Source organism: Ulvibacterium marinum, from assembly GCF_003626755.1.
Lineage (GTDB): Bacteria > Bacteroidota > Bacteroidia > Flavobacteriales > Flavobacteriaceae > Ulvibacterium > Ulvibacterium marinum.
In genome coordinates, this window is sequence record NZ_RBCJ01000006.1 from 376,012 (window position 1) to 401,476 (window position 25,465).

Sequence of the window (25,465 nt, forward strand, 5' to 3'; positions counted from 1 at the left end):
TTTGGTGTTATATTAAGTGTTTCTATTTTTATTTGGAAAACAATGGCAGTCCAAGGTAGGGTGTGGCCAATCGCATGATCTGGCCCACCTCTGCTTCGGTAACGAACAAACTTGTGCCTTGAAACGCACAATTGGTCGGGTTCTTCCCGGATAATGGTATTTCCTTGACTATCTCTCCCAAGGGGCTAATCTTTTTGATACATTGCTTGCCAAAGATGGCAACATAGAGGTTGCCCTCCACATCAAAGGCCATGCCGTCCGGGCCTGTGGGACCTCCCACCACCATCCAAGGTTCGAAGTTTCCCAATCGAAACCCTTGAACATCCCATGTTCCTTTCCACAGCCGGTGCATATAGGTCTCCGCAATGATCAGCGTTTTCCCTTCGGGGGCAAAGGCGAGGCCATTCGGAAAATAGAGGCTTTCGGCAATTTTGCGAACAGTTCCATCCATTTTCAGTGCGCAAACATATCCCGTGGGTTCCGTACGTGAATCACCGGGACACGTGAAGAGAAGATTGCCATTGACATCAAATGTCAGGTCATTGGGACGAAAGAGCGGTCTGTTTTCAATCTGATTTTCCACGGTTTCAAAAGAATCTGAATCGGGGCAATATGTTCGAATTGCATTTTGACCGGCATCGCAAAACCAAATATGGTCATTGCCATCAATTGCCACTCCATTCGGTTCGCCATCTGTTGGAAAACGTTTCAGCACACCATCTGCCCATTGACATAGATTCCCCCCTTTCAGTTCCACAAACCACAGGTTTCCTTTGGAATCAAAAGCGGGGCCTTCCGGAAAATCCAGCCCTTTAATCAATATATCAACACTCATTTCCATTGGACAGCGATCAGTATCCCCGCATCAAGGATAGGCCTCCATCAATGACAATATTGGACCCCGTAATGTAAAGGGCATTGTCAGAAGCCAAAAAAGCCACCATAGCGGCTATTTCATTGACTTTCCCAAACCGGCCCAAGGGAATGCCTTTCAGTGTTCGTTCATAGGAGCCGTTATCGGCCTTCATTTGTGAGGTCATGTCCGTATCTATCGCCCCTGGCGAAACGGCATTGACCAGAATTTTTCTATTGGAAAGCTCCAAGGCCAAATTTTTCATCAACATAATTTCAGCAGCCTTAGAGCTGCCATAATCGGTCCGCTTTGCTCCTGGCCGATTGGCATCCACGGAAGCAATAAATATGACCCGGGCATTCTCCGACATCAAACGGATCGCTTCCCTTGTACATCGAAAGCCTCCCATAAAGTTGACCTGCATAGTCCTTTCCAGTTCATAATCATTGATGTCATCAAAGGGTTTTGGTATTCTGTAACCCGCATTGTTGACCAAGATATCCAGTTTGCCATACGCTTGCCCAATAAAATCAAACATGGCATGGATATCCTTCGGTTTGCCCAAATCGGCCTGCACCATACCGTGATCCAGGTTGTTGTTTTTTGGTAAGACTTTTAGGAGAGCCTCGGTAGCATCGATGTTATTATGGTAATGCACAATCACAGTAGCTCCCAGACCTGCTAGATATTCGGCAATACTCTTACCTATGCCCCTTGAGGAACCGGTCACCAAGGCTATCTTATTCTTTAGATCTATTTCCACGAACTATATATTTGAATTCTGTTATTTCCCGTGGCCGGGTTTCTCTATACGCATTAATGGACGACAAAAAGTACATATTTACATATTCAATTTAAAAGGGAAACTAAACTTTCAAAAAGGCTTGACCGACCTGCCAAGCCTTTTCATCAAAATAACTAAACAAACTAACTCGACTTATTCAATATCCTGGATTTTGGTCTTCAACACCAATTTCAGGATTATTTTGTATTTCGGCTTCCGGAATGGGGGCCAATAAATGTATGGAACTAAAGGACTTTCCAGTGGCTTCAATGACATCTTGAACTCGTCCTGTCCGCTTTAGGTCGTACCAGCGTTTGGATTCCATAATAAATTCATGGGCCCGCTCCAAGAGTACCGCATCCTTAAAGGCTACGGCACTTAAACCGGCCAAGTCGACCCCTGCGTCCGGAGCCATGGGGTCTAGACCATAAGCCCTTCGACGTACCTGATTAATCGCCTCATAGGCTTCAGACGTTGGGCCATTATTGGCCTCGCTAGCGGCTTCTGCAAAGATTAAAAGCACATCTGGATAGCGCAATAAAGGGTAATCGTTGCCATGACCATCACTTGTTGGGGCCGCACCGTCACTGAATTTACGGAATAGTAAGGGCTCATTCTCAGGGAGTTCCACGACATTCCCATCACCATCGACATAACTTGTATAGGTATTGAAATCCTTTCTTAGGTCTTGGTTATCCCAGTTTTGGATGAAACTTGAATTGGGGTCTCCCAGGGTAACCCTAAAACCTGCTGCCGAAAACCCCGCCGCAGCATTATGCATAAAGGACACAAAGAATAAACCTTGATCATCTATCCTTGTATACTTTAAGGATAGGATTTCTTCGCTGCTTGAAATAATTTCAGGACCAAAAATAGTATTGAAGTCATCCGGTTGGGATACTTGCACCAATGAAAAAGCACCGCCATCGATAACTTCTTTTGCCTTGGATGCAGCGTTTGTCCAGTTCTCTAAAGTTAAATACACATAGGCCAACAAGGTCTTGGCAGCCCAAGATGTTGCCCTACCGGACTCCGTTGGCTGGGCGGGCAGGTCGTTCTCAGCAATTTGCAGGTCACTGACAATAAAATCATAAATCTCCTGTTCAGAGGCTCTTGGGGCACCAATTGTGGACACATCCGTTACCTCATTAATTCTTAGGGGGACACCTCCCCAGTTCCTAACCAGATTAAAATAATTAAAAGCCCTTATAAAATGGGCCTCGGCTACAAGGGCATCCCTTAATTGGGAATCCATATCAATATCAGGAACCCGGCCAATAACTGTATTGGCCCGATTGATGGCCTGGTACATTAGGGCCCACATATTATCGGTACGACCAATATTGACGGTATTTAAACCTTGATATTCACTAACCGGGGCATAGCTGCCGCGGCCGTTCGCATAATCGGCCAATACTTCAAAATGCCCTGGGTAGCGTGCACCGTAATAATTATTGGCCCTCATAGGTTCATACATCGCATATACCGCAGCCAAGGCATCGGCCTCGTTTGTATAAAAATTCTGTACGGAGAGTAGATCTTCCGGTACTTCTTCCAATGCGTTATCGCAACTCGATAGCACAAGAAACAATGATAGAATGGGTATTACTGTCTTCATCGTGGATTTTTTTATGGTTTTATGTAACATTACATCGCTTAATTTTAGAATCCGAATCTAAATCCTAGGGTATAGGTTTTGGCAACTGGGTAACCGAATTGATCTATTCCCTGTGAAAATGATGGCGTGCCGTTTTGGATACCACCCCTGGTACTGACCTCGGGATCAAACCAGGAATAATCGGTTATGGTAATCAAATTTTGACCACTTACATAGACTTGTGCATTGGTTAAACCGATGTTAAGATTCTGTACGGGAATTTTATAGGCCAGCCGAATGTTCTTCAATCTTAAAAAAGAACCATCCTCAACAAACCGATCCGACTCCCTGAAATTGGTGTTGACGCTTACTTGAGGATATGGGGCGTTGGGATTTGGATTGGCCGAAGTCCATCGATTGAGAATATCATCAATTTGGTTACCTCCGAAATTAAAGGAATTGGCGTGCTGTGAAGCATTGAAATTAAAAATATCCACTCCCTGTACACCTTGTATAAATAGATTCAAATCAAACCCTTTATATGAAAAATTAGAGTTTAGCCCATAAATAAAATCGGGGTTCGGGTCACCGATAATAGTCTTATCGTCCAATGTAATTTCCCCATCAGGTACTCCGTCCGGACCGCTAAGGTCTTGATAGATAATTTGACCATTGTCATCAAGACCATCCTCCAAAAATCCAAAGAAAACACCAACAGGTTCCCCTTCCCTTACAATATTAATACTGGTCTGAAGAGGATTCGAGAGCACGCTTCCAAATACATCGCTTCCATTGGCCAAACTATTGACTTTTGTCCTATTGGCAGCTAAATTGGCCGAAATGTCCCATTTAAAAGACCCGGTCAAAATATCCGCCCCAATGGTAAATTCCAAACCTTTGTTCTCAATTTCTCCAACATTTTGGGTTACAGCGGTAAACCCTAAGGAACTGGGTACCGGAACAATGGAAAGGAGATCTTCCGTTGTTTTGTTATAGTAATCAGCGGTTAAACGTAAACGATTGGTAAAAAGGCCTAAATCAATACCAAAATTGTACTGGGTGGTGGTTTCCCACTTTAAATCGGGATTTGGCAAATTGGAACCAGGAGCAAAGCCTACAAAAAATTCATCATTTAGAACTATGGTGGCCGGTCCCAAAATATTCAAGGTTTGAAAAGGTGAAACAGCCGTACTTCCAGTTTGTCCCCAGCTTAATCTTAATTTCAGATCACTAATGGACGCGGATTCCTTAAGAAAGTCTTCCTGGGATATTCGCCATGCAAATGCCGCTGAAGGAAAATAGCCCCACTTATTATCGGCGCCAAAACGGGAAGATCCATCGGCCCGGAAACTGGCTGTGAATAGATATTTACCCATTAAATCGTAGTTAATACGCCCCAAACCTGATAGAAGGGTCCATTCCGAAACGAATGAGGTAGGAATACCGGGAGTATTTCCCGCTTCTAAGTTGTTGTTCAACAAAATATCGTTAACAAAATCGGCTGCACTGGCACCTAAGCCTACACTACGACTTTTTTGATAGGAGAATCCGCCTGTAACGGTCAACGCATTGTTTTCATTTATTTCGGGGCTGTAGGTCAGGATATTCTCATTAAGCAATACGGTATTCCTGTTGGTATTGATTTGTGCAGAGCCCCCAGGGGTTGCATTTAGCAAGGATGAGGAATAAAAATCCCTTCTTGAATCCCGACTCTCGACACCTGCGGAAACTTTGAAGTCCAAGTCTTTGGTCAAGTGAAAATCAAGGGCGAGGTTCACCAGAACATCGTTGATCTGGGTATCATCCCTGCGCTCTCGTGCCAGGGCAACAGGATGTTCGGCCACTCCAGGGCTAAATGGAAATTGGGTAACATCGGTGTAATTACCGTCAGCATCAAATACGGGCAATACGGGAGGGGCTATAAGCGCAGCGGACAATACCGAATTTCCCCTTTGTCCGTTGTCCGTAAATACTGCTTGCTGGTCGGACCTACTGAGAATGGTACTAAAGGATAAGTCCAACCAGTTATTGAGTCTTGAATTGATATTACCCCTTATCGTGTATCGCTCAAATCCTGAATTGATTACTATACCCTCTTGGTCGAACAAACTTGCAGACACGGAGTACTGGGTGTTTTCGCTTCCACCACTAAAGGTCAACACGTGATTTTGGATAGGTGCCGTTCTGAAGATGGCATCCTGCCAGTCCGTTCCCTCACCAAACGAGGCAACTTCACCGTCAGTAAAAAATGGTGACTGCCCATCGTTAGCGGCCCTTTCATTGGCAATTTCCGCAAATTCGCGGGCATTCAACAAATCGATTCGCTTTCTCGTTTCCTGAAAACCTATATAGGTTTCAAATTCAATTCTACTTACTCCGGCTTTTCCGGTTTTGGTGGTGATCATTACAACGCCATTGGCACCCCTGGAGCCGTAAATGGCAGTAGCCGAGGCATCCTTTAATACTTCGATACTTTCGATATCGTTCGGGTTTATGTACGAAGGATTACCATTGATCGGAAATCCATCGACCACATATAAAGGTTCGTTGTTGCCCAATAGCGAATTTCCACCACGGATACGAACACTGATATTGGCTCCCGGGGCCCCTGAATTTTGAATGATTTGAACCCCTGCGGCACGACCTGTCAATGCTTGATTGACGTTGATAGCGGGAAGAGCGGTTAATTCCTCTGGTTTTACAGAGGATAGGGAGCCGGTAAAATCACTTTTTTTAACAGCTCCATAGCCGATGACCACAACTTCATCCAATTGGGAAGAATCCAAGGTCAACTGCACATTTATGGTTGTCCTGCCATCAACGGCTACCTCTTGTGGCGCATAACCCACATAGGAAAAGGTAAGGGTAGTTTCTTCAGCGGTAATTTGGATGGTATAGTTGCCGTCAAAATCGGTCGTTGTGCCATTATTGGCTGAAGCCAATACCGTGGCACCTGGTAAGGGTTGACCTGTCTCTGCATCCGTAACCGTGCCGCTGATCGTATTTTGGGCCAAAACAGAAAAGCTGGAAAACAGCAGTAGCGTGATAGGGATTAATCCGTTGCATCTTTTGAGTTTCATTAGTTAGGAGTTTTAAGTTAGCATCTAAACAAATATATTTATTTTATAATATAAAATTATATTTTGTAATGACAAATATATAAAACTTTCTTAAACTGCAAAAAGTAGTTGGACAGTTAGGGAAAACCGATTGGTGAGAATTTGTCATTGTCGTTAATTTCCTAGTTGATGATTAGAAGAGAAACCCGAGATTTGGATCGATGCGAAGCGTTACATAATTCTACCGATCAAGCTAAATGATCAATGGTGTTCCTTGCTGGTTTACGTGAAATAGTCCAGAGTGGAAAGTCCTTCTATACGTGTAAAAAGAAACCTCCGGGAAGTCACCCGGGGCAATGTCAATGCTTGGAATTTATCCTTTCCAAATCTTCACTGACCAATTGTGCAGTTTGTTGCATCGCTTCTACGATGGAATCTTTGGTGTCATCATTAAAACGGAACTCTGGAAGGAAAACCCCTAGGCTTGCAATGGCCTCGCCATTTCGGTAAATGGGTGCAGCGATACCCAGCACTTTTGACTTTGTAATGTGCAGGGCATATCCCTTTCTTCGGATCTTTTCCAGCTCAAATTCAAAATCGTCCAATGTGTCGACGTCCTCCCATTTCCCTTTGGCAGGAAGCCCATATTTCTCAATGAACATTTTAGTTTTTTGAGATGGAAGAAACGCCAAAAGAACACGTCCAGAGGCCGTTTCGTAGGCATTCTTCTCTTCTTGGTTCACCACCCGCAGCTCCTGGTTTGCATACACATCAAAAAGACTCACACGAATATTGTTGCGGAGTATCCCTAGCATGCAATTCTCGTTAATGTTGGCTGTAAGCTCGTGCATATGGGATTTGGCCGCATTGATAAGGTCAACACTGTATGAAAAATCACCCGTTATAAAATAGAGCATGGGTCCCAGGCCATACCCTTTACCCCGCTCCGAGGTTTTTTCGAGATAATCACGGGTAACCAAGGTCTTTATGATATTTGCACAAGTGCCGTGATTCAGGCCTAAATTATCGGCTATTTCCTTAAGAGGCACATCCTTGCGCCCGCTGCTTGCAATAAATTCAATAATATCCAGGGCCCGATTGACAACTTGAATCATAAATTGGTATGACTTTAAAGGAATACAGCCCTTATATTAGGTATTTTCTTGGGGATCATCAACAAAATCCTCAAAAAAATATCGTTTTAGTCCAATCATCAATAGGATAGAGGAAATAAAATAGACGGTGCCCAAAGAAGCAAGACCATAACTTATACCAATATTTTCCTTTATCCACCCCAGTGTTATTGGGGCCAATGCGCCGATAAGGAAGGCTGCCGAAAGCATGATGCCAGTTGCCGAAGCCCTGTACCTAGGCTCAATAACATCAAAAAGGGCGGCAAATAGGTTGGAATCATAGATGCCACGAAAAAATCCAAAGAGTGCCAATGCCAGATATACCGTGACCAGATGACTTGAAATACCCATCAAATAGATAAATGGAGCACCTAGCAATAGTCCCACTATCTTGGTCTCCACCCGGATTTGTTTTCTTTTTTGGGCAAACCTATCGGATACCTTACCGCCCACGATTACCCCTACAAAGGCCATGGCGTGATGGTAAAACACAGAGGAAAAACCCGCATTGCCCAAGGAAAGGCCGAAATTCTCGTGCAAAAAAGTGGGAGTCCAGGTAAGGTACCCTATATGGACAAAAACCATTCCACCAAAGGCGAGGCTAAATATATATAGGGATTTCTTCTTGAAAATATGGGCGGCCACTTTCTTTAGGGGAATCCTTTCCACTGTATTGTGTTGCTTTTTAGGGGCATCCCGTAACCTAAAATAAACGATCACCGCCAAGACGATCCCCAAAAGGCCAAAACTATAGAATGCGGCGCGCCATCCATAATGCTCGCCGATATATCCGGCCAAAAAACCACTGGCCACGATACCGATGTAGTTGGCCGTTTGATGTACGGCCATGGCCTGGGCCCTTGTTTTCTTATGGAATTCACCGATCAGCGAATTTGCTGCGGGGTAGTAAAATGCCTCTCCAGCTCCGGTCGCTACGCTTCTAAAAACAATGAGCATGATCAAACCGCCGCTAATCCCCGTAAGCAAGGTGCCCACACTAAAAATGAGCAGGCTTAGAAAGACCACCCGGCTTTTCTTCATCTTATCGCTCACAAACCCGGCGAAAGGAACCAATATACCGTAGATTGCCGTAAAAATAGTGGCTACCAAGCCCAGCTGTACGTCGGAAAGTCCAAGATCCTCCTTGATCAAGGGCATGACCACATTATATATCTGTCGGTCACCCTGATTCAAAAAAAAGGCGAACCATAGTAAGATGATAAGCTCCCAGCGATAGGCGACCGAGCTTTTTTTACCAATCATTATCTTGGATATTTACGAGCAAATAAAACTATTTTGTTTTATATAATAAAATAATATTCAATATTTATAATAAATCTGTTCAAAACTTTGATTTGCTTTTTGAAGTTATCATAATTTTAGTATTATTGTATAATAAAATATTATTTTATAATATAAAATATTGGTTTCATACATACTTATCCCATACTATTGAAATCTTGTTGTAATGTTATTTAATATCCTGGATATAGAACATGCCTTGTTAAAATTACGGAGAATGTCTGTCGCATCCCTTCTGTCCAGATGTAGATTTAACACTCACGGACTGGTACGGACTGCAAAATCCAAAATTCTACTTGTTCTGATTATTTGTAACTACCTATCCTGCATACCAACTCTAAAAGGGCAATCAAACGAAAAACCAAATATCATTTTCATATTGGCCGATGATCTGGGTTATGGCGACACGGAACCCTACGGACAAAAGGTGCTAAAGACCCCCAATATAGCAAGGATGGCGAAAGAAGGGATGAAATTTACAGATCACTATGCAGGTGCCCCGGTATGTGCACCATCGCGTAGTACGCTGATGACGGGAATGCATACAGGCCATACCCCAATACGTGGCAATAGAAGGGATATGTTCCAGGGCGTGGAGGCCATGCCCCATGACGTAAGAACGATTGCCGAAATGTTTAAGGAAAATAGCAATTATACAACAGCCTTGTTTGGTCGATGGCATCTTGGCGGGGTATTTAGTAATTCCTGCCCCCATCAAAGAGGGTTTGACCATTCCTTTGGAGCACTCAGCAAGTTTCACAAACCCCCGAATACCTACTACCGGCCGGACCTGTATAAAAATGGCGAATTGTACATTGTCGATGAAAATGATAAGGGAGCGGAAAGTGTCCATGTGGAAGACCTTATCACCGAAAAAGCCTTGCAATTTATTGACAAACAAAGTAAAGGCGGTACCCCTTTCTTTCTATACATGGCCTATTCCCTGGTGCATGCACCTATTGAGCCTATACCCGGAGAGGTCGATTATTCCGACCGGGACTGGCCACAGGAGGAAAAAGATTTTGCCCATAATGTGGCCGGGCTCGACAAGTATGTCGGAATGTTTATGGAACAGCTCAAAAAATCAGGCATTGACAAAAACACGCTTGTCATCTTTACCAGCGACAATGGACCTCATGGAGAAGGTCACAATCCGCTTTTCTTTGATTCCAATGGCCCTTTAAAAGGTATCAAAAGAGATCTATATGAAGGCGGTATACGAATCCCCTTTATTGCAAGATGGCCCGGAAAGATACGGCCTGGTACAACAAACGATCATCCATCAGCTTTTTGGGACCTCATGCCCACTATGGCAGAAATAATCGATATAGAACCACCAAAGCAGTCAGATGGCATATCGTATCTACCTGCACTTTTGGGAAAAAAACAACAAAAGCATGACTACCTGTATTGGGAATTCAAACCCGGAAATCCAAGGCAAGCCATAAGAAAAGATGACTGGAAAGCTATTTATTTTATTCAGGATGGGCGCTTTGAACTTTACCATTTATCGGATGATATTGGAGAGAAACGCAATTTGGCCTCCGAATATCCCCTCGTAGCCGAAGAATTGTTTGAAATGATACAGGAAGCGCATGATTACAACCCTCGCTTTCCACTTACCAATACAGAAAAACACATTCAGGTGAGTGCAAAGAACCCCAATTATCTCGAATATGAGGATGGGACACCCTATATCCCCATCGGACCCAATATCTGCTGGTCGCGAATTACCACGGAAGCTGACCAGGCACTTGGACAATATGATAAATATTTCAAAAAGTTGGCTGAAAATGGCGGTAATTATACCCGTATTTGGTTAAGTGCCCCCTTGTGGGAGGTGGAGCAAAAAAAAGCAAGCGGTTTTGATCTCGGAAAGACCGATTATCTTTTGGATTCCTTGGTAAACTTAGCTTCCAAGTACAGCATAAAGATTAAATTTTGCCTTGAAAATTTTAGGCAGTTGACCGATCGCCCAGCACCTTTTGAAGGCTCTGTACCTTTTGATAAACCTATTTATTCCAAAGTATATGGCGGACCATTGGAAAATATGGAACAGTTCTTTGCCACAAAGGAAGGTAAGGAACTGTTCTTGAGCCGGATGCATTGGTTTTCCAATCGTTACGCGACGAACCCTACGGTGTTTGGGTGGGAGCTTTGGAACGAAATAAATTCAGTAAAAGCAACCAAGAAAGTAGTCCTTGATTGGACCCGGGAAATGTTGATCGAAGCAAAGCAGGCTTTCCCCCGTCAACTCGTCATGCAAAGTTTGGGTAGTTTTGATTCGAAAGACAAAGCCTCCATATACAAACAATATATGGCCTTAGAGGACAATGAAATCCTTCAAGTGCATCGTTATCTTGATCCTGGGGCCGAACTGGAGGTAGCAAAAGGCGCAATGGATATTCTGGCGGCCGATGCAACAAGGGAATTGCTTTCCTATGACCATGACAGGCCGGTAATCGTCTCGGAAGTCGGGGCGGTCGAAGCGCATCATGCCGGACCTTCGAAATTGTACGAAAAGGATACTAAAGGAGTGTTGCTCCACGATCTTCTATTCGCACCGTTTTTTAGTGGAGCAGCCGGGCCCGGTCAAAGTTGGCATTGGCACCATTATATTGATAGACATAATTTATGGTGGCATTTCGGAAGGTTCAAGGAAGCTATCAAGGGAATCGACCCGATAACCGAAGATTTTACACCCCTCTTTTTGGAGGACCAAAATTTTAGAATTTATATCCTAAAAGGAAAATCAACTACACTCATTTGGTGCAGGGATATAAAATCGGGTTGGCGGCAAGAACTGTTGGAAGGAAAAGAAGCCAAAAAAATTAAAGATATCCATCTCGATCTGAGTTTATTAGGCCTGGAAAAAGGAACAAAAATAGACTTTTACCTGCCCTGGTCGGACAAATGGCAAAAAGGTGGTACTGTGGCTGCAGGCAGTATAAATCTTCCTGATTTTAAACGGTCGATTGTAGTAAAAATTTCAAATTGAAGTAACCTATGAGAACAAAATCGAACAATTTCGTTGTACTATTCCTTATTTTGAATAGCTGCCTATTTTTAGCTGCCCAGGAAAACAGCTTGGTACAGCCTTATTTTATTTCTTCCAGGACGGATGGACAACATTTATCCCTGTCCAATGATTGGCAGTTGACCCACACCGAGGAACCTATCACCAATACCTCCGATCTGGATACCAAGGAATACCTAAAGGTAAAAAGGCCTACCAGTGTCCAAATGGCCTACTTCAAAGCGGGAGAACTGCCCGATCCCTACGAACATTTGAACTCCGAGAAGTACTTGTGGATAGAAAAGCAGGTCTGGTATTATCGTAAGAGTTTTTCACCCAACAAAGACCAAGAAGAAAAGTATGCCTTCCTTACGTTCCAAGGGTTGGATTACTTTTCCAAAATATGGTTGAATGGAAAGCTTTTAGGGGAGCATCGAGGTATGTTCGGGGGTCCCTCCATCGAGGTTTCCGAATACTTGGACTATGGCGAACCCAATGAACTCGTAGTGGAAGTAAAATCTGGAAATTATGGCCAATGGGACACCTTCGATTGGCGCAACCCGGGTAAGATAGTCAAACCCCGAACCGTGGCACGTGGAAGTAGTCATAAACCTTTTTTCGCTGTCGGAATGTGGAAGGGGGCACGGTTGGATTTTGTACCTAAAGAGCACTTGGAAAGGCCTTATCTGGTCACCACCAAGGTAAATGAAAGGGAAGCCTTTCTACATTTAAGCGTTGAGGTTTTTACCGAAAGTCACTCCCTTACCAGAGAATTACATCTTTGGGAAAATGAACAAATAGGTAATTATGGAAAAATAGAGAAGGCACCTAAAACGCAACCCTACGGGAAAGACCTTAAGATAGAACTTGAATTTTGGCAAAATAATGAGGTGGCATATAAAGAGACGTTCGATGTAACCGTTGTTAATGGAAGAACATGGCTTGAAAAGGATTTGAGTCTTCCAAATCCCAAATTATGGTGGCCTAACGGGCTTGGGGAACAGAATCTATATACCGTAAAAACCTCATTGTTTGTAGAAGGTCGGAAGGTAGATGAAATCGATTTTGAATATGGCATTCGAACCGCACACTATAAACCCTCGCCGGCACCCCGCGTTTTTGATCGCTGGAAGGATTGGCAATTCGTTGTCAATAACGAGCCCTTTTTCGTAAAGGGGGTGAATTGGATGCCAGCGGATGTCCTTTTGGACCTGCCCCGCGAAAATTACGATTGGTTGCTTTCCGCTGCCAGGGATGCGGGCATACAGCTTATCCGAATATGGGGTGGAGGGATTTTGGAGATCGATGATTTTTATGAGCTATGCGCCAAATACGGTATCATGGTCTGGCAAGACTTTCCAAAGAACAATAACAATACACCGGATTGGCCCCAGGATGTCTGGGAGGCACAGGTGGTCCATAATATAGTCCGTCTACGAAACCAAACTGCTTTAGCCGTTTGGTGCGGGGGTAATGAATTTAACCCTTACACCAAAGGAAATGCCACTACAATGAATATTTTAGAAAGGTCGTTGGATGATTTTGACCCTTCCCGAAAGTGGTTGAGGACAAGTCCTGATTTTGGCAGCACCCATCTGTATCCTGATTTTGACCCAACTTGGTACAAGAAAAAGCTTTCCATTATCCCATATGTGGCCGAAACGGGCATCCATAGTATTCCAGAGGCGAAAAGTCTGTATGAGGTGGTCGACAAGAACGAGTTCCAAAATTTGGGAGGCATGTACGATGATGGTTTTGCCGATACGCACCCTGAATTTGTGCAGCATTTTATGGAATACAGCCCGAGCAGGGTTCCCCGAATGTTGAGCAGGGCCTCCCATATAGACAATATGGCAAATCCCTCATTAGAGTCTATTTCAGAGGCTACACAAATCGGTGCCGGAGAATTTTACCAGATTTTTTCCGAGGGCATGCAATCCAATTATCCCGTTACAACGGGACTTATGCCCTGGGTTTTCAAAAGGCCCTGGCCAACGGTCGCCGCAATTCATCTTTTGGATGGTTTTGGACAACCCTCGGCACCGTATTATTTTTTAAAACGCACCTATGAACCCATCCATGTGGCATTGCAACCAGAGCGTTTGCTCTGGAAAGCCGGAGAGGGTTTTCCTATGCGACTATCCGTCATTAATGCAACGAAATTAATGGGAACTTATAAAGTGTCAGCAACAATATTGGACTCTAGCTTTCAAAGTCTTTATAATGAAACTATGGATGTTGAAGTTTCTCCGGGCCCTTCCGTATCCCCATATCAGATGGAAAGTTTTAACATTCCGAAAGATTTCACCTCACAATACTTTTTTGTCCTGTTGGAGATGAAAGATGGGGACGACAAATTGGTTTCCCGATCGGTCTACTGGCCCAGGACCATTCCCCAAATGGAAGATTCTGAATATTACGAGAACTATACTTCCGAACCTATGGATTGGCCAACGTTGGACCAGGGTCCCTGGTTAAAACCTATAGTTTCCAAAACCACCACAAATTTAGCACTGACGGTTTTGGAGTCCGGTAAAACCGATGGGGCAATCTCCAGTGTTAAAATAAAGATCGAGAATACGGGAAAACACGCAGCCTTTATGACCCAGGTGAACGTCAAGGGAGGAAAACGCCTGTTCAGGGCATCGGATAATTTCTTTTGGATGGAGCCTGGGGAGGAAAAGGTTTTGGACATCCATATAAAGTGGAGGGAAGAGGCTCCCACTCGGGCTGCCCTAACCGTTGGCGCTTGGAATGCCAAAACAAAAACAAAAAGGTTTTAAATTACCAAGTTTGGCGCTCTTTCAATACATAGTCGTTGTTTTATTCTTAGTCCTTGGTTTAGGGACTTCAAAAAATGGAACATACCTTATAAAGAACAAACACTTGACCGTAACGGTAAATGCGAAGGGAGCTGAATTGACGAGCCTAAAATCCACCGCTACTGGGAAAGAATTCTTATGGCAGGGTGATTCCCGGACATGGAAAGATCAGGCTCCTATCTTATTTCCAATAGTTGGAAAATTAAAACGGGATACCTATAGGATTGCCAATAAGGAGCATACCCTTAAGCCCCATGGTTTTGCCAAGGACGAATTTTTTAAACGCATCTACTGGGATACGGATAGCTTGGTGATGCGATTGACATCCAACACACGAACCCTGAAGGCGTATCCCTTTCAGTTTGAACTGGAAATTGCCTATAAATTGGAGGATTCTAAGCTTAAAACGTACTTCAATGTCAAAAACAAAGGTAAGGTCAAGATGCCTTTTTCCATTGGTTTTCATCCCGGATTCCGATACTTAGGCGAAGAAGGTCATGCGATAAGTGAGCTATACTTTGATTTTGGTTCCGATAAACCTTTGGAGCGCTATTATCTGGAGAACGGATTGCAAGCTTCGAAAAAAACAATGCTTCATTTAAGAAATGGCAGGCTGTATCTGTCAGATTCGTTATTTTCCAATAGGGCCTTGGTTTTTAAGCATGCCGATATACATACTGTGCTGTTTGGTAGCCGAAACCCAAGCGAACAGATTTTGGTCGATGTTTGCGATGCTCCCTATTTCGCCCTGTGGTCCTGGCCTTTTAAGAGATCCAATTTTGTATGTATTGAACCATGGTGGGGACTGCCTGATTCATTGGATTCCTCCCAAAATCTATTCGAAAAAGAGGGCATTGAACTGCTTCGCCCAAAAGAGCAGCGTTCCGGCATGTTTTCCATTAAAATCACTACACAATGATCAATACCTTAAAGATGAAAGATGGGGATGACAAATTAGTTTCCGAAACCAGGACAAATCTATTGGAGTCCGGTAAAAGCGAAGGGGCAATCTCAAACGTTAAAATCAAGGTCGAGGATACGGGAAAACACCCTGCCTTTATGACCCAATTGAACGTCAAGGGAGGAAAACGTTTGTTCAGGGTCTCGTACAATTTTTTTTGGATGGAGCCTAGAGAGCAAAAAACAATCAGTTTGGAAATAAATTGGAGGGAAATGGCTCCGAAGAAAGCATTTGTTACGGAGGGCTTATGGAATTCCAAAACAGTAAAGCACAAATTATAAATCGACCACCATGAAAAAAATAATCTTGTTATCAACTTTTTTTGTAGTTCTATTTTCATGCAAAAGGAACGTCATAGAAAAGGAGGATAAAAAGTTTAATGTTCTATTTATCACCATTGATGATTTACGACCTCAATTGGGCATCTATGGCGATTCTTTAGTGAAAACACCCAATATCGACAAGTTGGCAAACAACGCAATAGTATTTGACCGAGCCTACTGTCAAGCACCACTTTGTGGCCCTTCCCGATCCTCTTTCCTTTCCGGATATTATCCCCAAACCACGGGGGCCTATGTAATCAATGACCACATTCGCGACGCAAAGCCTGATGTTGTGACATTGCCGCAACTCTTTAAGAATAATGGGTACACCTCCGCTGGTCTCTACAAAGTATTTCATCTGGTCGGATTTGACCCTACCTTGTTCGGAAACAGGAATGACCCGGAGTCGTGGAGCATTCCTTTATGGTTGCCAAAAAAAAGTGTTTGGGGCCCACTAGGGGATTCCATATATCAGGTGAACAAGCAACTTTGCCTGCGGAAAGGGCCAATTGGTTATAACAATATTCCAAGATCACTGGCTTATGAGGCTCCCGTTATTGCGGATAGCCTACTTGCCGATGGGGAAACCGCCCAACAGGCACTACACTATCTCGATGATTTCAAGGAGAAACCATTCTTTATGGCAGTAGGTTTTTATAATCCCCATTTGCCCTTTGTTGCCCCAAAAAAATATTGGGACCTGTATAATCGTGAAGAACTCGTTCTGCCCGAAAACCAATATGCCCCAAAAGGAGTTCCCGTAAACTTACTACCAACCTCCGCAGAACTAAGGAGCAATGTAAATATTCCAAATGAAGGTCCGTTTGATGAAGAGCTAAAAAAGGATCTACTACACGGATATCTCGCCTCCATTAGCTATATCGATGCCCAAATAGGGCTTCTTATCGATCGATTGGATAAACTGAACCTTACCGGCAATACGATTGTGGTTATACTCGGTGACCATGGATATCAAATTGGGGAGCATAATCTTTGGTGCAAAAAGCACAGCAATTTCGAAATGGCGACAAGGGTACCGCTGATTATTTCCACTCCCGAACATTTCGGCAACGGACGAAGAACGTCAAAAATTGTAGAATTGGTCGACCTATATCCAACTTTGGCAGATTTATGTAGCCTTGAAGCACCTGATGATTTGGATGGCCATAGCTTGGTTCCAATTCTAAACAATTTCAATGCGAAAGATACTGGATCATCACTTTCTGTTTATGGGAAAAACGGAAACCAACAGAGTATACGAACGGACAATTACAGAATCAACAGGAGGAAGCTAGCCGATAGCACATTTTATGAACTTTACGATCGTCAAATCGACCCTCATGAAAACAATAACGTTGCATATGCGAAGGAATACCTATCGGTAAGGGATTCTTTGACTAAAATATTGGAGGACTATTTTAAAAATTAGGAAGTCACGTTATCATTTTTTGCTTCTTGAATAATCATAGCAGTGAGGCTATTTTTAGAGAGACCCATGGCCTAAAGTTCGGCACATACAAAAACGTATTATGTCAGGGTTCAAGCAGAAAAAAACCAAGGAAAATAGGGATGTGATGGCTTGGATTAGCCCTGTTTGGATTGAGGATTAAGATGTTTTTTCATTTCAAATTGGGAAAATACTTTAAAACGGCGAGTTAATAGGACTGATTGCGCAGAGAGGATAAATTCTCAAGAAACGTTCGTGGCTGTTGCACAACTCTGATATTCATCAATTCTTGCTTTCATAAGCGTTGGGAAATGGGTAACTTATGGTATGCAAGGTAGAAAGAACTATACCGAAAAACTGTTCCTGAGCTTCAGGCTGTCGGACCGTGTTCCCAAGGACAACCTTTACAGAAGGCTCCGCGAAACGCTCGACCTGCGTTTTCTTTACCGGGACACGAAGGAACTATATGGAAGTACCGGTAACCCCTCGATCGACCCCGTGGTCTTCTTCAAGCTGTTGATCACCGGATACCTTGAGAACCTGCCTAAGAGCCGGCAGGCAGGCGCATCCATGGAAAGCGTGGTGCCGAAAATGCCCGCCACCCCCATGGACGACCACTTGAAAAAAGTATCGGAAGAAAACGGGGCAACCGAACAAAGGCGGGCAAAGACCGTTTCCCCTGCACATATTACCGCTCCCGAACACGAGCTGAAGCGCGTGGAAAAGCACCACCGAAACCTGAGGGAGGGTCCGGTACAACTGGTCGGCGCGTCACACAAGAAAGCACGCCTGCCGGGCAACAAGACGCACTACAACCCCCATGACCCGGATGCCCGCATATCGGTAAAACCGGGCAAGGCCGGAAAGCCCGACTACCGCTGCAGTATGGTGGGTGGATACCGCGGAAGGAGTCATCTCCCATATCCAGGCGGACTTTGCCGACGGTAGGGACAGCCAATACTTGAAGAGTATCGGCCTGCAAGTCCAGAACCGTTTAGGGCGGAACGAGCTTATAATGACTGATCTGTTGGCGGACACAGGATATTCCAACGGCCCGACTACGATTTTCTCGAACAAAGGAAGCTTACGGGATGGATACCCGTCTTCGGGAAATATAAACCCGAAATAGAGGGTTTCCCCTACGACAGGGAAAGGGACGGGTACCGTTGCCCGATGGACAGGCCGCTGCCCTTCAAGGGGTCCGGTACCAACAAGGACGGTACCGTACTGAAAAACTACTGGGCGGCACAAGGGACTGCAAGGCCTGCCCCATGAAACCCCAATGTGCGCCAAAAAAGAAATGCAAAAGTATCACCAGAACGATATATGACGAACCGTACCTGAGGGCCTACGCCCGACAGCACAGCGAAAGGGGCAGACAAATGAAAAGACTCAGAAAAAGTACGGTGGAACCCGTTTTCGGCAGCCTGACCCAGTTCTACGGCCTGAGAAAAATAGGCGTACTGGGCAAGGCCGGTGCCCATAAGGTCATGCTCATGGCGGCAATCGCCTTCAACCTGAAAAAGTACCTTAAGAAAGGAGGAAGGAGACCCTCCATTGGCATTTTCAAGGCCACCTGACCACTTTTTACCGGCATATCCGACCGAGACCGGTTCTCCTAATCGCTCGGTAAAAACAACCTAATCGGGTCGATATCTTATGTAAAGAGCACTTCTGCAACGGCCACGGCTGTTTGATAAAACCATTTTTCTGAAGCTTTTCTCAATGATTTTTTATACATTGTTCTTAATGGGCGTAAGTTTACATAAACGTAAAGCGATTCACTTTATAGATTTGATTTAAGCGACTTGTTCATTTGGAAAAAATTCACCGTCATACCATAAACGATTTATATCAAACATTGAGTATGCCTGTGGACGATGAAATCAACTTCACGATTCTGAGCGTTCCTGATATCCACCCGGAAATCCCCTTTAAGTCCCCGGTTCTAAGGGCAGAGTATTTTTCCTTTATCCTGACCAAAGAAGGTTCAGGCGAATATAATCTTGGCGACAACACTTTCCCATTTGGGAACAGATCTATCTATTTCACCAACCCGGGACATATCAAGTCCTACGAACTGTTCTCCTCAAAAGAAGCCCAAATTATTATGTTAACGGAAAAATTCCTTCAGGAGAACGTACATCCACAGATCTATAATGAGTTTCCCTTTCTTTTGGCTGAGATCGTGCCCCCCAACGAACAGACCGAAACCGAGTTCAAGGAATTGGAAATGCTTTTTGATCAGGTTGGTTTTGAGTTCAAGAATAATTCCAAATACAAGGATAAAATCATTGGCAATATGATATTGGTATTACTGATGAAAATCAAAGAATGGTTTTGGGCCAACTACAATCCCCTTGTTGAAGGGGAACACAACTCTAGAATCGTCAAGTCGTTTAAAAGAACACTGGAATCCGAATTCAAAAAAATATTGGGCGACAAGCAGGGCCAGGTAAATCTACAGGCCCAATACTTCGCCGAACGACTCAACCTTCATCCCAACTACCTTAATTCCGTCCTAAAGAATAAAACAGGCAGGACGCTCAGTGATTGGATATCCCAACGCACCCTTTCCGTATCCAAATCCCTTTTGGTGGATTCTTCCCTATCCTTGAAAGAGATATCCTATTTGTTGGGCTATAGTGAGCCTACGCACTTCAGTAGATTCTTCAAAAAGAACACAAAACTATCCCCGAGAGCCTTCAGGGCCGCCCATAAGAGTCCGTAATCTTTGAAATTGGTCAGTTTTCGTTTGGACTGGGTTCGTGAACAGCCCTAGTTCCTCAGCACCTTTGTATCAAATAATTACAAACAATAAAAACGAAAAAAAATGACTGAATTAAGTAGTACATCAAGAAACAGAATCAATATGCCACTTGTTGGATTTGGCACCTACCAACTATCGACCGAAGAAGCGGAATCTAGTATGGCAGAAGCATTGAGGGCCGGGTACAGACATATAGATTCGGCCGAAGGCTACAACAATGAAAAAGGAACCGGTAATGCCATTAAAAAGTCCGGTATTGCAAGGGAAGAGATTTTTTTGACCACCAAGCTTTTCCCTGGAAACACAGAGTGGGGTGTTCAGGAAAAAACGTATGAATCCACCATTGCCACCCTGAAAAACCAATTAAAGGAACTCCAGGTCGACTATGTTGACCTTTATCTTATCCACGCCCCACTTGCGTCATTGCGATTGGAACAATGGAGAGCCTTGATTGAATTGAAAAAACAGGGACTGACCAAGCATATTGGGGTATCCAACTATAACGAAGAGGCCATCAATGAGATTTTGGAAGCAGGTCTGGAAAAACCGGAGATCAATCAAATTGAGTTCCACCCCCTTTGTACGCAGCCAGAACTGACCCAGTTTCTAAATAAACATTCCATTGCGTCCACCGCGTACAGTTCGCTGGCCCCACTTTCCACCTGGAGAACTGCCGAAGGCCAGGGAGGTGAAGTATTGGCCGAAAAAAAACAGGATGCACAGTCTATCATCAAGGAGGTTGCAAATGAATTGAATGTCTCCGAGGCCAAACTCCTGCTAAGATGGGGATTACAAAACGGGTACAGCGTACTTACTAGAAGTACAAAACCGGAGCGTATCAAAGAAAACATTGACCTTTTTGATTTTGCCATTCCACAAAGTCAAATGCAGCAACTGAACGACTTGAACCAAAATCAAGCTTTTGCCTGGGCGGCCAATGGCCTAAATCCTATGGAAGCAGCTCCTACTTTAAAATAGACGGGGTACCCAAACAAAAGTTGAACCAAAAATTAGTAACACTAAAAAATAATAAGATGATAGCAACGGGAATATCATTTACTCCAAATACAAAACAAATACATAGCTCTTCGAATTCAATGGTTGCCAGATATCTCAAGAACAATCCTTTGGGCATTGGTTTCCTGTTGAGCGATAAGAGAAAAAATGAAATAAAAAGTGAGGGCTATCATTTTGGAAACGCGCCTTTTACGAACGAAACAATATACAGAGATTACCTACCATCGGACATAGTTTCCAAATGGGATTAACAAAGACTATAAAAAGTAACAAGATGAAAAGCATGAAGAAAATGAGCCGCAGGGAAATTTTAAAGAAAGGTACTTTGGGTGCAACTGGCGTGGCAGCTTCGACATTGTTTGGGGCGAATACCCTGACAGCGCAGGAAGAAAACAGAAAATTATTCAACTCACAATTGACAGCAAAGACCGCTTTTATTACTGGGGGCGCAAGGGGAATAGGTCTCGCTGCCGCCGTAGAACTTGCCAAGGCGGGAATCAACATTGTCCTTTTCGACATTGCCACAGAAGACATTCCCCATGTGGGCTATAAACTGTCCTCAGAAAGTGATTTGGCAAGTGCCAAGAAAAAAATAGAATCCCTGAACGTGAAATGTTTGGCCATCAAGGGTGATGTTAGAAACATTGATGACCTAAAGAGCGCGATGCAAAGAACGGTCGACACCTTCGGAAGTTTGGATATTCTCGTGGCAAACGCAGGGGTGACCCAGGTTGGAGCTATTGAAGAATTCAGCTCAAAAGAGATAGACGTCGTCTACGATATAAATGTCGCCGGTATAATCAAGACCACTCAGGTTGCCGCCCCCTTCATGAAGCAACAAAAATCAGGAAGAATGGTATTCTTATCCTCAGCACTGGGCCGTATGGGAAATGAACTTTTCCCCGTCTATGCTTCTACCAAATGGGCGGTCATCGGTTTTGCCAAAAGTGCTGCCCTTACCTATGGCAAGGATAATATTACGTGCAATGTGGTGGCCCCGGGATTGGTTCGCACCAAATTGGCCGATAATCCCTATGTATTGGGGAAAATGATGCCTAACAATCCGGATGCAACCTTTGATAGTGTTTCCGAAACTTTGAAATCAGGTAATCCCATACCGGTTGGCCATCTGGAGCCTGAAGATGTTGCCAAGGCCATTACCCTTTTTGTATCGGACGCTACAAACAAGGTCACTGGAGAGGTGTTTGACGTAAGTTACGGGTCATTGGCGAGAAGCATGGCATAGCCAATCAAGAACATAGAACAAAAGCGATTCGTCTATTTAAAGCACGAATCGCTTTTTTTTTGAAAATTAATACTCTACTTATCATTTGGCCTGAACATGGGTTGTGAAACAACCATTTAAGAAATCGTCCCGACTTAAAATGGTATCATCAAAGCAACAATTTTTAAGACCCATAGATTTTCTAAACCGGATTCGTCAAATGGCCGTTTCACGGGATTATCCAATAATAATAAAGTCAACTTTTATTCTTTTCATAGAACCAGACAATTACAAAGTATTTGTAATTTTTCCATAATGCTATTTGAACTTCTGGTCATATTAATGGTCATTTATGAAATGTCGTTAGGATGCAGTTCATTAAACTTCTATTTTTATGAAACTCTAATGAGTATTGTTCAAAATCATTAACTATGATTCAAAAAATATACTTTCCAAAAAATCCACTGGTAAGACAAATTGTAAATTTTTTCAGTTATAGTGAATTTGATACAGATAAGCTAATTGACAATTGGTTAGGTATTTTTCCCAACGCTACAGCTAATATTGCTATTTCTCTTGGTGATGATCTTCTTCATACGAACAACTCAAAAAACAAATCATTTATTTCTGCTGCCTGTACTAAAACATTGGCCCTAAAAAGAACTAAAAATTTCAAAATAATAAGTATTCAGTTAAACCCTTTTGGATTACATCATTTATTAGGCATTCCAATGAGGGAAATAAAAAATGCCAACCTACCAAGTGATGTTTTGTTCAAGGCTAGCCAAATTGAAATGTTGCATGATAAATTACATGAAAACGATGATATAACTCAAAGATTTCAAATTTTAGAGGATTTTGTGTTTCAGCAATTAAGACCTAAATCTATTAATCCTAGATTACCCTTTGCAATACGTATTATGACTGATGAGGGTTTAAATAACATGGATAAGTTAAGTTCTGTTTTATGTCTTTCTTCTAGAGGATTGCGGAAAATGTTTAGCCAACATATTGGGATGAGTCCTAAGTATTATTCCAAAATGGTAAGATTTAATAATGCTGCAAGCCAAATGTTAAAATCTCCTGAAGACAAATTAACAGCAATTGCTACAGATTTTGGCTATTTTGATCAACCTCACTTTATTAAGGACTTTAAGCACTTTTCAGGTGTTTCTCCTAGTCATTTTTTAAATATTAGGTCAAATAGTACCGATTTTTACAATTTTGTTTCAGAAGCTTGCGATATTTTTGATTAGGTAAAAATTACTACATTCTTTAAAATGTATTAGAAAATGCAAATTATTTTAATAAGGAGCCATCTATTTACTTGGTTGTTTATCCTTTTTTAAAATACTTCCCCGAATGCCTTGATTCACTTATAATCATAAAACTATAAAATGTTTTATTATGAAAATAAATCAAATATTACATTCGTATTTAGCCTGTCTAGCCGTATTTTTAATCATTATATCCTGTTCCAAAAGCGACGATACTGTGGAACCGGTAATCGAAGAACAGGTAGACGTCATTGATCCCGCCCTAGTAGGCACTTGGGAGGGTACAGTGAGTGGGAGTTTTGGTGATGCAGATATGACCATGGTGTTAGAAAGCAATGGTGATATGTCTGCGGAAGGATCTACCTCGTTGTATTGCCCTATGGACGCTAAGTGGAAAGTGAAGTCTAATCGGTTCAAAGCCAGTGGCAATGATAGGTGTGATGGTACTTCGGTAACTTTTGATGCCCCTTATTCTAAAACAAAGCTAAGCGGTTCGTGGAGTGCAGGGAGTGGTAACAGTGGTACTTTTAATGCTGAAAAGCAATAGTTATCAAAAATATTATGAAAACACAATTTTGGACTTTTCTGACTATTCTTTTTTTATTAATCTCTTGTAATAATCAAACCAAGAACAAAACGACATCACTTGCAGATAAAAATTCAGAACATTATAACGGGCCAATTATTGACATGCACATTCATGCCTTCACTGATGGAAACCCAATGCTCGGCATGAACCATCCGCCTACACTGCGTGGAAGAACCTATAAAGGTGTGAGTTCAAGTATAGAACAAAAAGAAAAAACGTTAGAATCGTTCCAAAATAACGGCATTGTGAAAGCTATCGTAACCAGTGGTCAAATGTGGTTCGATGATGCACCAGAAACCATTCTCATTGCTGATGCAAATAAAGGAATCGACGAGTTGAGAAATCAATATCGAGAAGGTAAACTCCACGTAATAGCAGAAATGTCACCTTTTTATGAAGGGACTTTGGCGGATGACGAATCGATATTACCCTATTTTAAATTGGCTGAGGAACTAAACATTCCTGTTGGGTTTCACATTCTACCAGGTGGTCCAAATTATGGGTTCCACCTCATGCCAGAATTTCTGGGGGGCATGCGTACCTACAATGCAAACCCGCTACAACTAGAAAATGTTCTAGTAAAATATCCAAATGTGAAAGTTTATATAATGCATGGAGCTTGGCCATATATTGAGGATTTAAAAGCATTGATGTATGCACATCCAAATGTATACATTGATGTTTCCGTCGTTAACTGGATATTACCTCAAGAGGAGTTAAACACCTATCTTAAATCTCTAATAAATGCAGGTTTTGGAGACAGAATAATGTTTGGTAGTGATCAAATGTCATGGCCTCAACTAATCAGAGTTGGTATTGAATCAATCAACAATGTCGAATTTCTTACACTTGAGCAAAAAGAGGATATCCTTTATGACAATGCCGCTAAATTTCTAAATCTATCGGATAAAGAAATTAAAATGCACAAGGAAAATCTAAAAAACACTCCCAAATAAAAATTTTACTTAAGCTGTTGAGCAGTCTAAATTAACTACAGATTCTTTAAATGCGAGAAAATTAAATTGACTAAAAAAGGAAACTGATAGTGCAGGAAGCAATGCTACGAATATAAAAGATGAAGGTCATATGATAATTAAGACTTACCTGTTTTGGTTCAGTCCTAATTCAATAATACCATAGCCGTCTATCAGAAAACTGTACCCCATTATATCAAAGTATTATAAAACGAACGTGGCCGTTGCACAACTCTGATTTGCATCAGTTCTTGCTTTCATAAGCGTTGGGAAATGGGTAACTTATGGTATGCAAGGCAGAAAGAACTACACCGAA

20 protein-coding genes are annotated in these 25,465 nt (G+C 42.8%); 14 read left to right on the forward strand and 6 right to left on the reverse strand.

Annotated elements, in window-relative coordinates:
* Positions 1–28: 28 nt before the first annotated feature.
* The 6 genes from D7Z94_RS24845 to D7Z94_RS24870 form a co-directional block, all read right to left on the reverse strand.
* Positions 29–835 (reverse strand): SMP-30/gluconolactonase/LRE family protein, encoded by an 807-nt coding sequence (locus D7Z94_RS24845; RefSeq protein ID WP_211341859.1) that lies wholly within the window; start codon positions 833–835, stop codon positions 29–31.
* A 16-nt stretch (positions 836–851) separates the two neighbouring features.
* Entirely contained in the window at positions 852–1,616 is a 765-nt protein-coding gene (locus D7Z94_RS24850) for an SDR family NAD(P)-dependent oxidoreductase (RefSeq protein ID WP_120714351.1), read from the reverse strand.
* 178 nt (positions 1,617–1,794) lie between these two features.
* Positions 1,795–3,255 (reverse strand): RagB/SusD family nutrient uptake outer membrane protein, encoded by a 1,461-nt coding sequence (locus D7Z94_RS24855; RefSeq protein WP_158594727.1) that lies wholly within the window; start codon positions 3,253–3,255, stop codon positions 1,795–1,797.
* Positions 3,256–3,299: 44 nt separating this feature from the next.
* On the reverse strand, positions 3,300–6,314 hold the full coding sequence (locus tag D7Z94_RS24860) for a SusC/RagA family TonB-linked outer membrane protein (RefSeq protein ID WP_120714353.1): 3,015 nt from the start codon (positions 6,312–6,314) through the stop codon (positions 3,300–3,302).
* Positions 6,315–6,652: 338 nt separating this feature from the next.
* Positions 6,653–7,408, reverse strand: coding sequence for an IclR family transcriptional regulator (locus D7Z94_RS24865; RefSeq protein ID WP_120714354.1), 756 nt, complete (start codon positions 7,406–7,408; stop codon positions 6,653–6,655).
* Positions 7,409–7,444: 36 nt separating this feature from the next.
* Entirely contained in the window at positions 7,445–8,689 is a 1,245-nt protein-coding gene (locus D7Z94_RS24870; RefSeq protein WP_120714355.1) for an MFS transporter, read from the reverse strand.
* A 256-nt stretch (positions 8,690–8,945) separates the two neighbouring features.
* On the opposite strand from D7Z94_RS24870, the gene D7Z94_RS24875 reads away from it, so the two are divergent.
* The 14 genes from D7Z94_RS24875 (at position 8,946) to D7Z94_RS26255 (ending at position 25,131) form a co-directional block, all read left to right on the forward strand.
* Positions 8,946–11,726 carry an arylsulfatase gene (locus tag D7Z94_RS24875; protein ID WP_158594728.1) on the forward strand — a complete coding sequence of 927 codons (2,781 nt, stop codon included), beginning with the start codon at positions 8,946–8,948 and terminating at the stop codon, positions 11,724–11,726.
* Between the two features lie 8 nt (positions 11,727–11,734).
* Positions 11,735–14,527 (forward strand): glycoside hydrolase family 2 protein, encoded by a 2,793-nt coding sequence (locus tag D7Z94_RS24880; protein ID WP_120714357.1) that lies wholly within the window; start codon positions 11,735–11,737, stop codon positions 14,525–14,527.
* On the forward strand, positions 14,499–15,485 hold the full coding sequence (locus D7Z94_RS24885; RefSeq protein WP_120714358.1) for an aldose 1-epimerase family protein: 987 nt from the start codon (positions 14,499–14,501) through the stop codon (positions 15,483–15,485). Before D7Z94_RS24880 ends, D7Z94_RS24885 begins: the two co-directional genes overlap by 29 nt.
* Positions 15,482–15,808 (forward strand): hypothetical protein, encoded by a 327-nt coding sequence (locus tag D7Z94_RS24890; protein ID WP_120714359.1) that lies wholly within the window; start codon positions 15,482–15,484, stop codon positions 15,806–15,808. Before D7Z94_RS24885 ends, D7Z94_RS24890 begins: the two co-directional genes overlap by 4 nt.
* A gap of 10 nt (positions 15,809–15,818) precedes the next feature.
* Entirely contained in the window at positions 15,819–17,279 is a 1,461-nt protein-coding gene (locus D7Z94_RS24895) for a sulfatase (RefSeq protein WP_120714360.1), read from the forward strand.
* A gap of 345 nt (positions 17,280–17,624) precedes the next feature.
* Entirely contained in the window at positions 17,625–18,245 is a 621-nt protein-coding gene (locus D7Z94_RS24900; protein WP_120714361.1) for a hypothetical protein, read from the forward strand.
* 218 nt (positions 18,246–18,463) lie between these two features.
* Positions 18,464–18,877: a transposase gene (locus D7Z94_RS24905; protein ID WP_120714362.1), complete on the forward strand. Its 414-nt coding sequence runs from the start codon at positions 18,464–18,466 to the stop codon at positions 18,875–18,877.
* A 236-nt stretch (positions 18,878–19,113) separates the two neighbouring features.
* Positions 19,114–20,028: a helix-turn-helix domain-containing protein gene (locus tag D7Z94_RS24910; RefSeq protein WP_147416003.1), complete on the forward strand. Its 915-nt coding sequence runs from the start codon at positions 19,114–19,116 to the stop codon at positions 20,026–20,028.
* Between the two features lie 102 nt (positions 20,029–20,130).
* The gene (locus tag D7Z94_RS24915) at positions 20,131–21,045 is read left to right on the forward strand and encodes an aldo/keto reductase family protein (RefSeq protein ID WP_120714364.1); all 915 of its coding nucleotides are present in this window, start codon (positions 20,131–20,133) and stop codon (positions 21,043–21,045) included.
* Between the two features lie 56 nt (positions 21,046–21,101).
* Entirely contained in the window at positions 21,102–21,335 is a 234-nt protein-coding gene (locus D7Z94_RS24920; RefSeq protein WP_120714365.1) for a hypothetical protein, read from the forward strand.
* Positions 21,336–21,358: 23 nt separating this feature from the next.
* Positions 21,359–22,330, forward strand: coding sequence for an SDR family NAD(P)-dependent oxidoreductase (locus D7Z94_RS24925; protein WP_158594729.1), 972 nt, complete (start codon positions 21,359–21,361; stop codon positions 22,328–22,330).
* Positions 22,331–22,740: 410 nt separating this feature from the next.
* Complete coding sequence (locus tag D7Z94_RS24930) at positions 22,741–23,565, forward strand: helix-turn-helix domain-containing protein (protein ID WP_120714367.1); 825 nt, start codon at positions 22,741–22,743, stop codon at positions 23,563–23,565.
* A gap of 151 nt (positions 23,566–23,716) precedes the next feature.
* Entirely contained in the window at positions 23,717–24,133 is a 417-nt protein-coding gene (locus D7Z94_RS24935; protein WP_120714368.1) for a hypothetical protein, read from the forward strand.
* Between the two features lie 422 nt (positions 24,134–24,555).
* Positions 24,556–25,131 (forward strand): amidohydrolase family protein, encoded by a 576-nt coding sequence (locus D7Z94_RS26255; protein WP_394347468.1) that lies wholly within the window; start codon positions 24,556–24,558, stop codon positions 25,129–25,131.
* Positions 25,132–25,465: the final 334 nt, after the last annotated feature.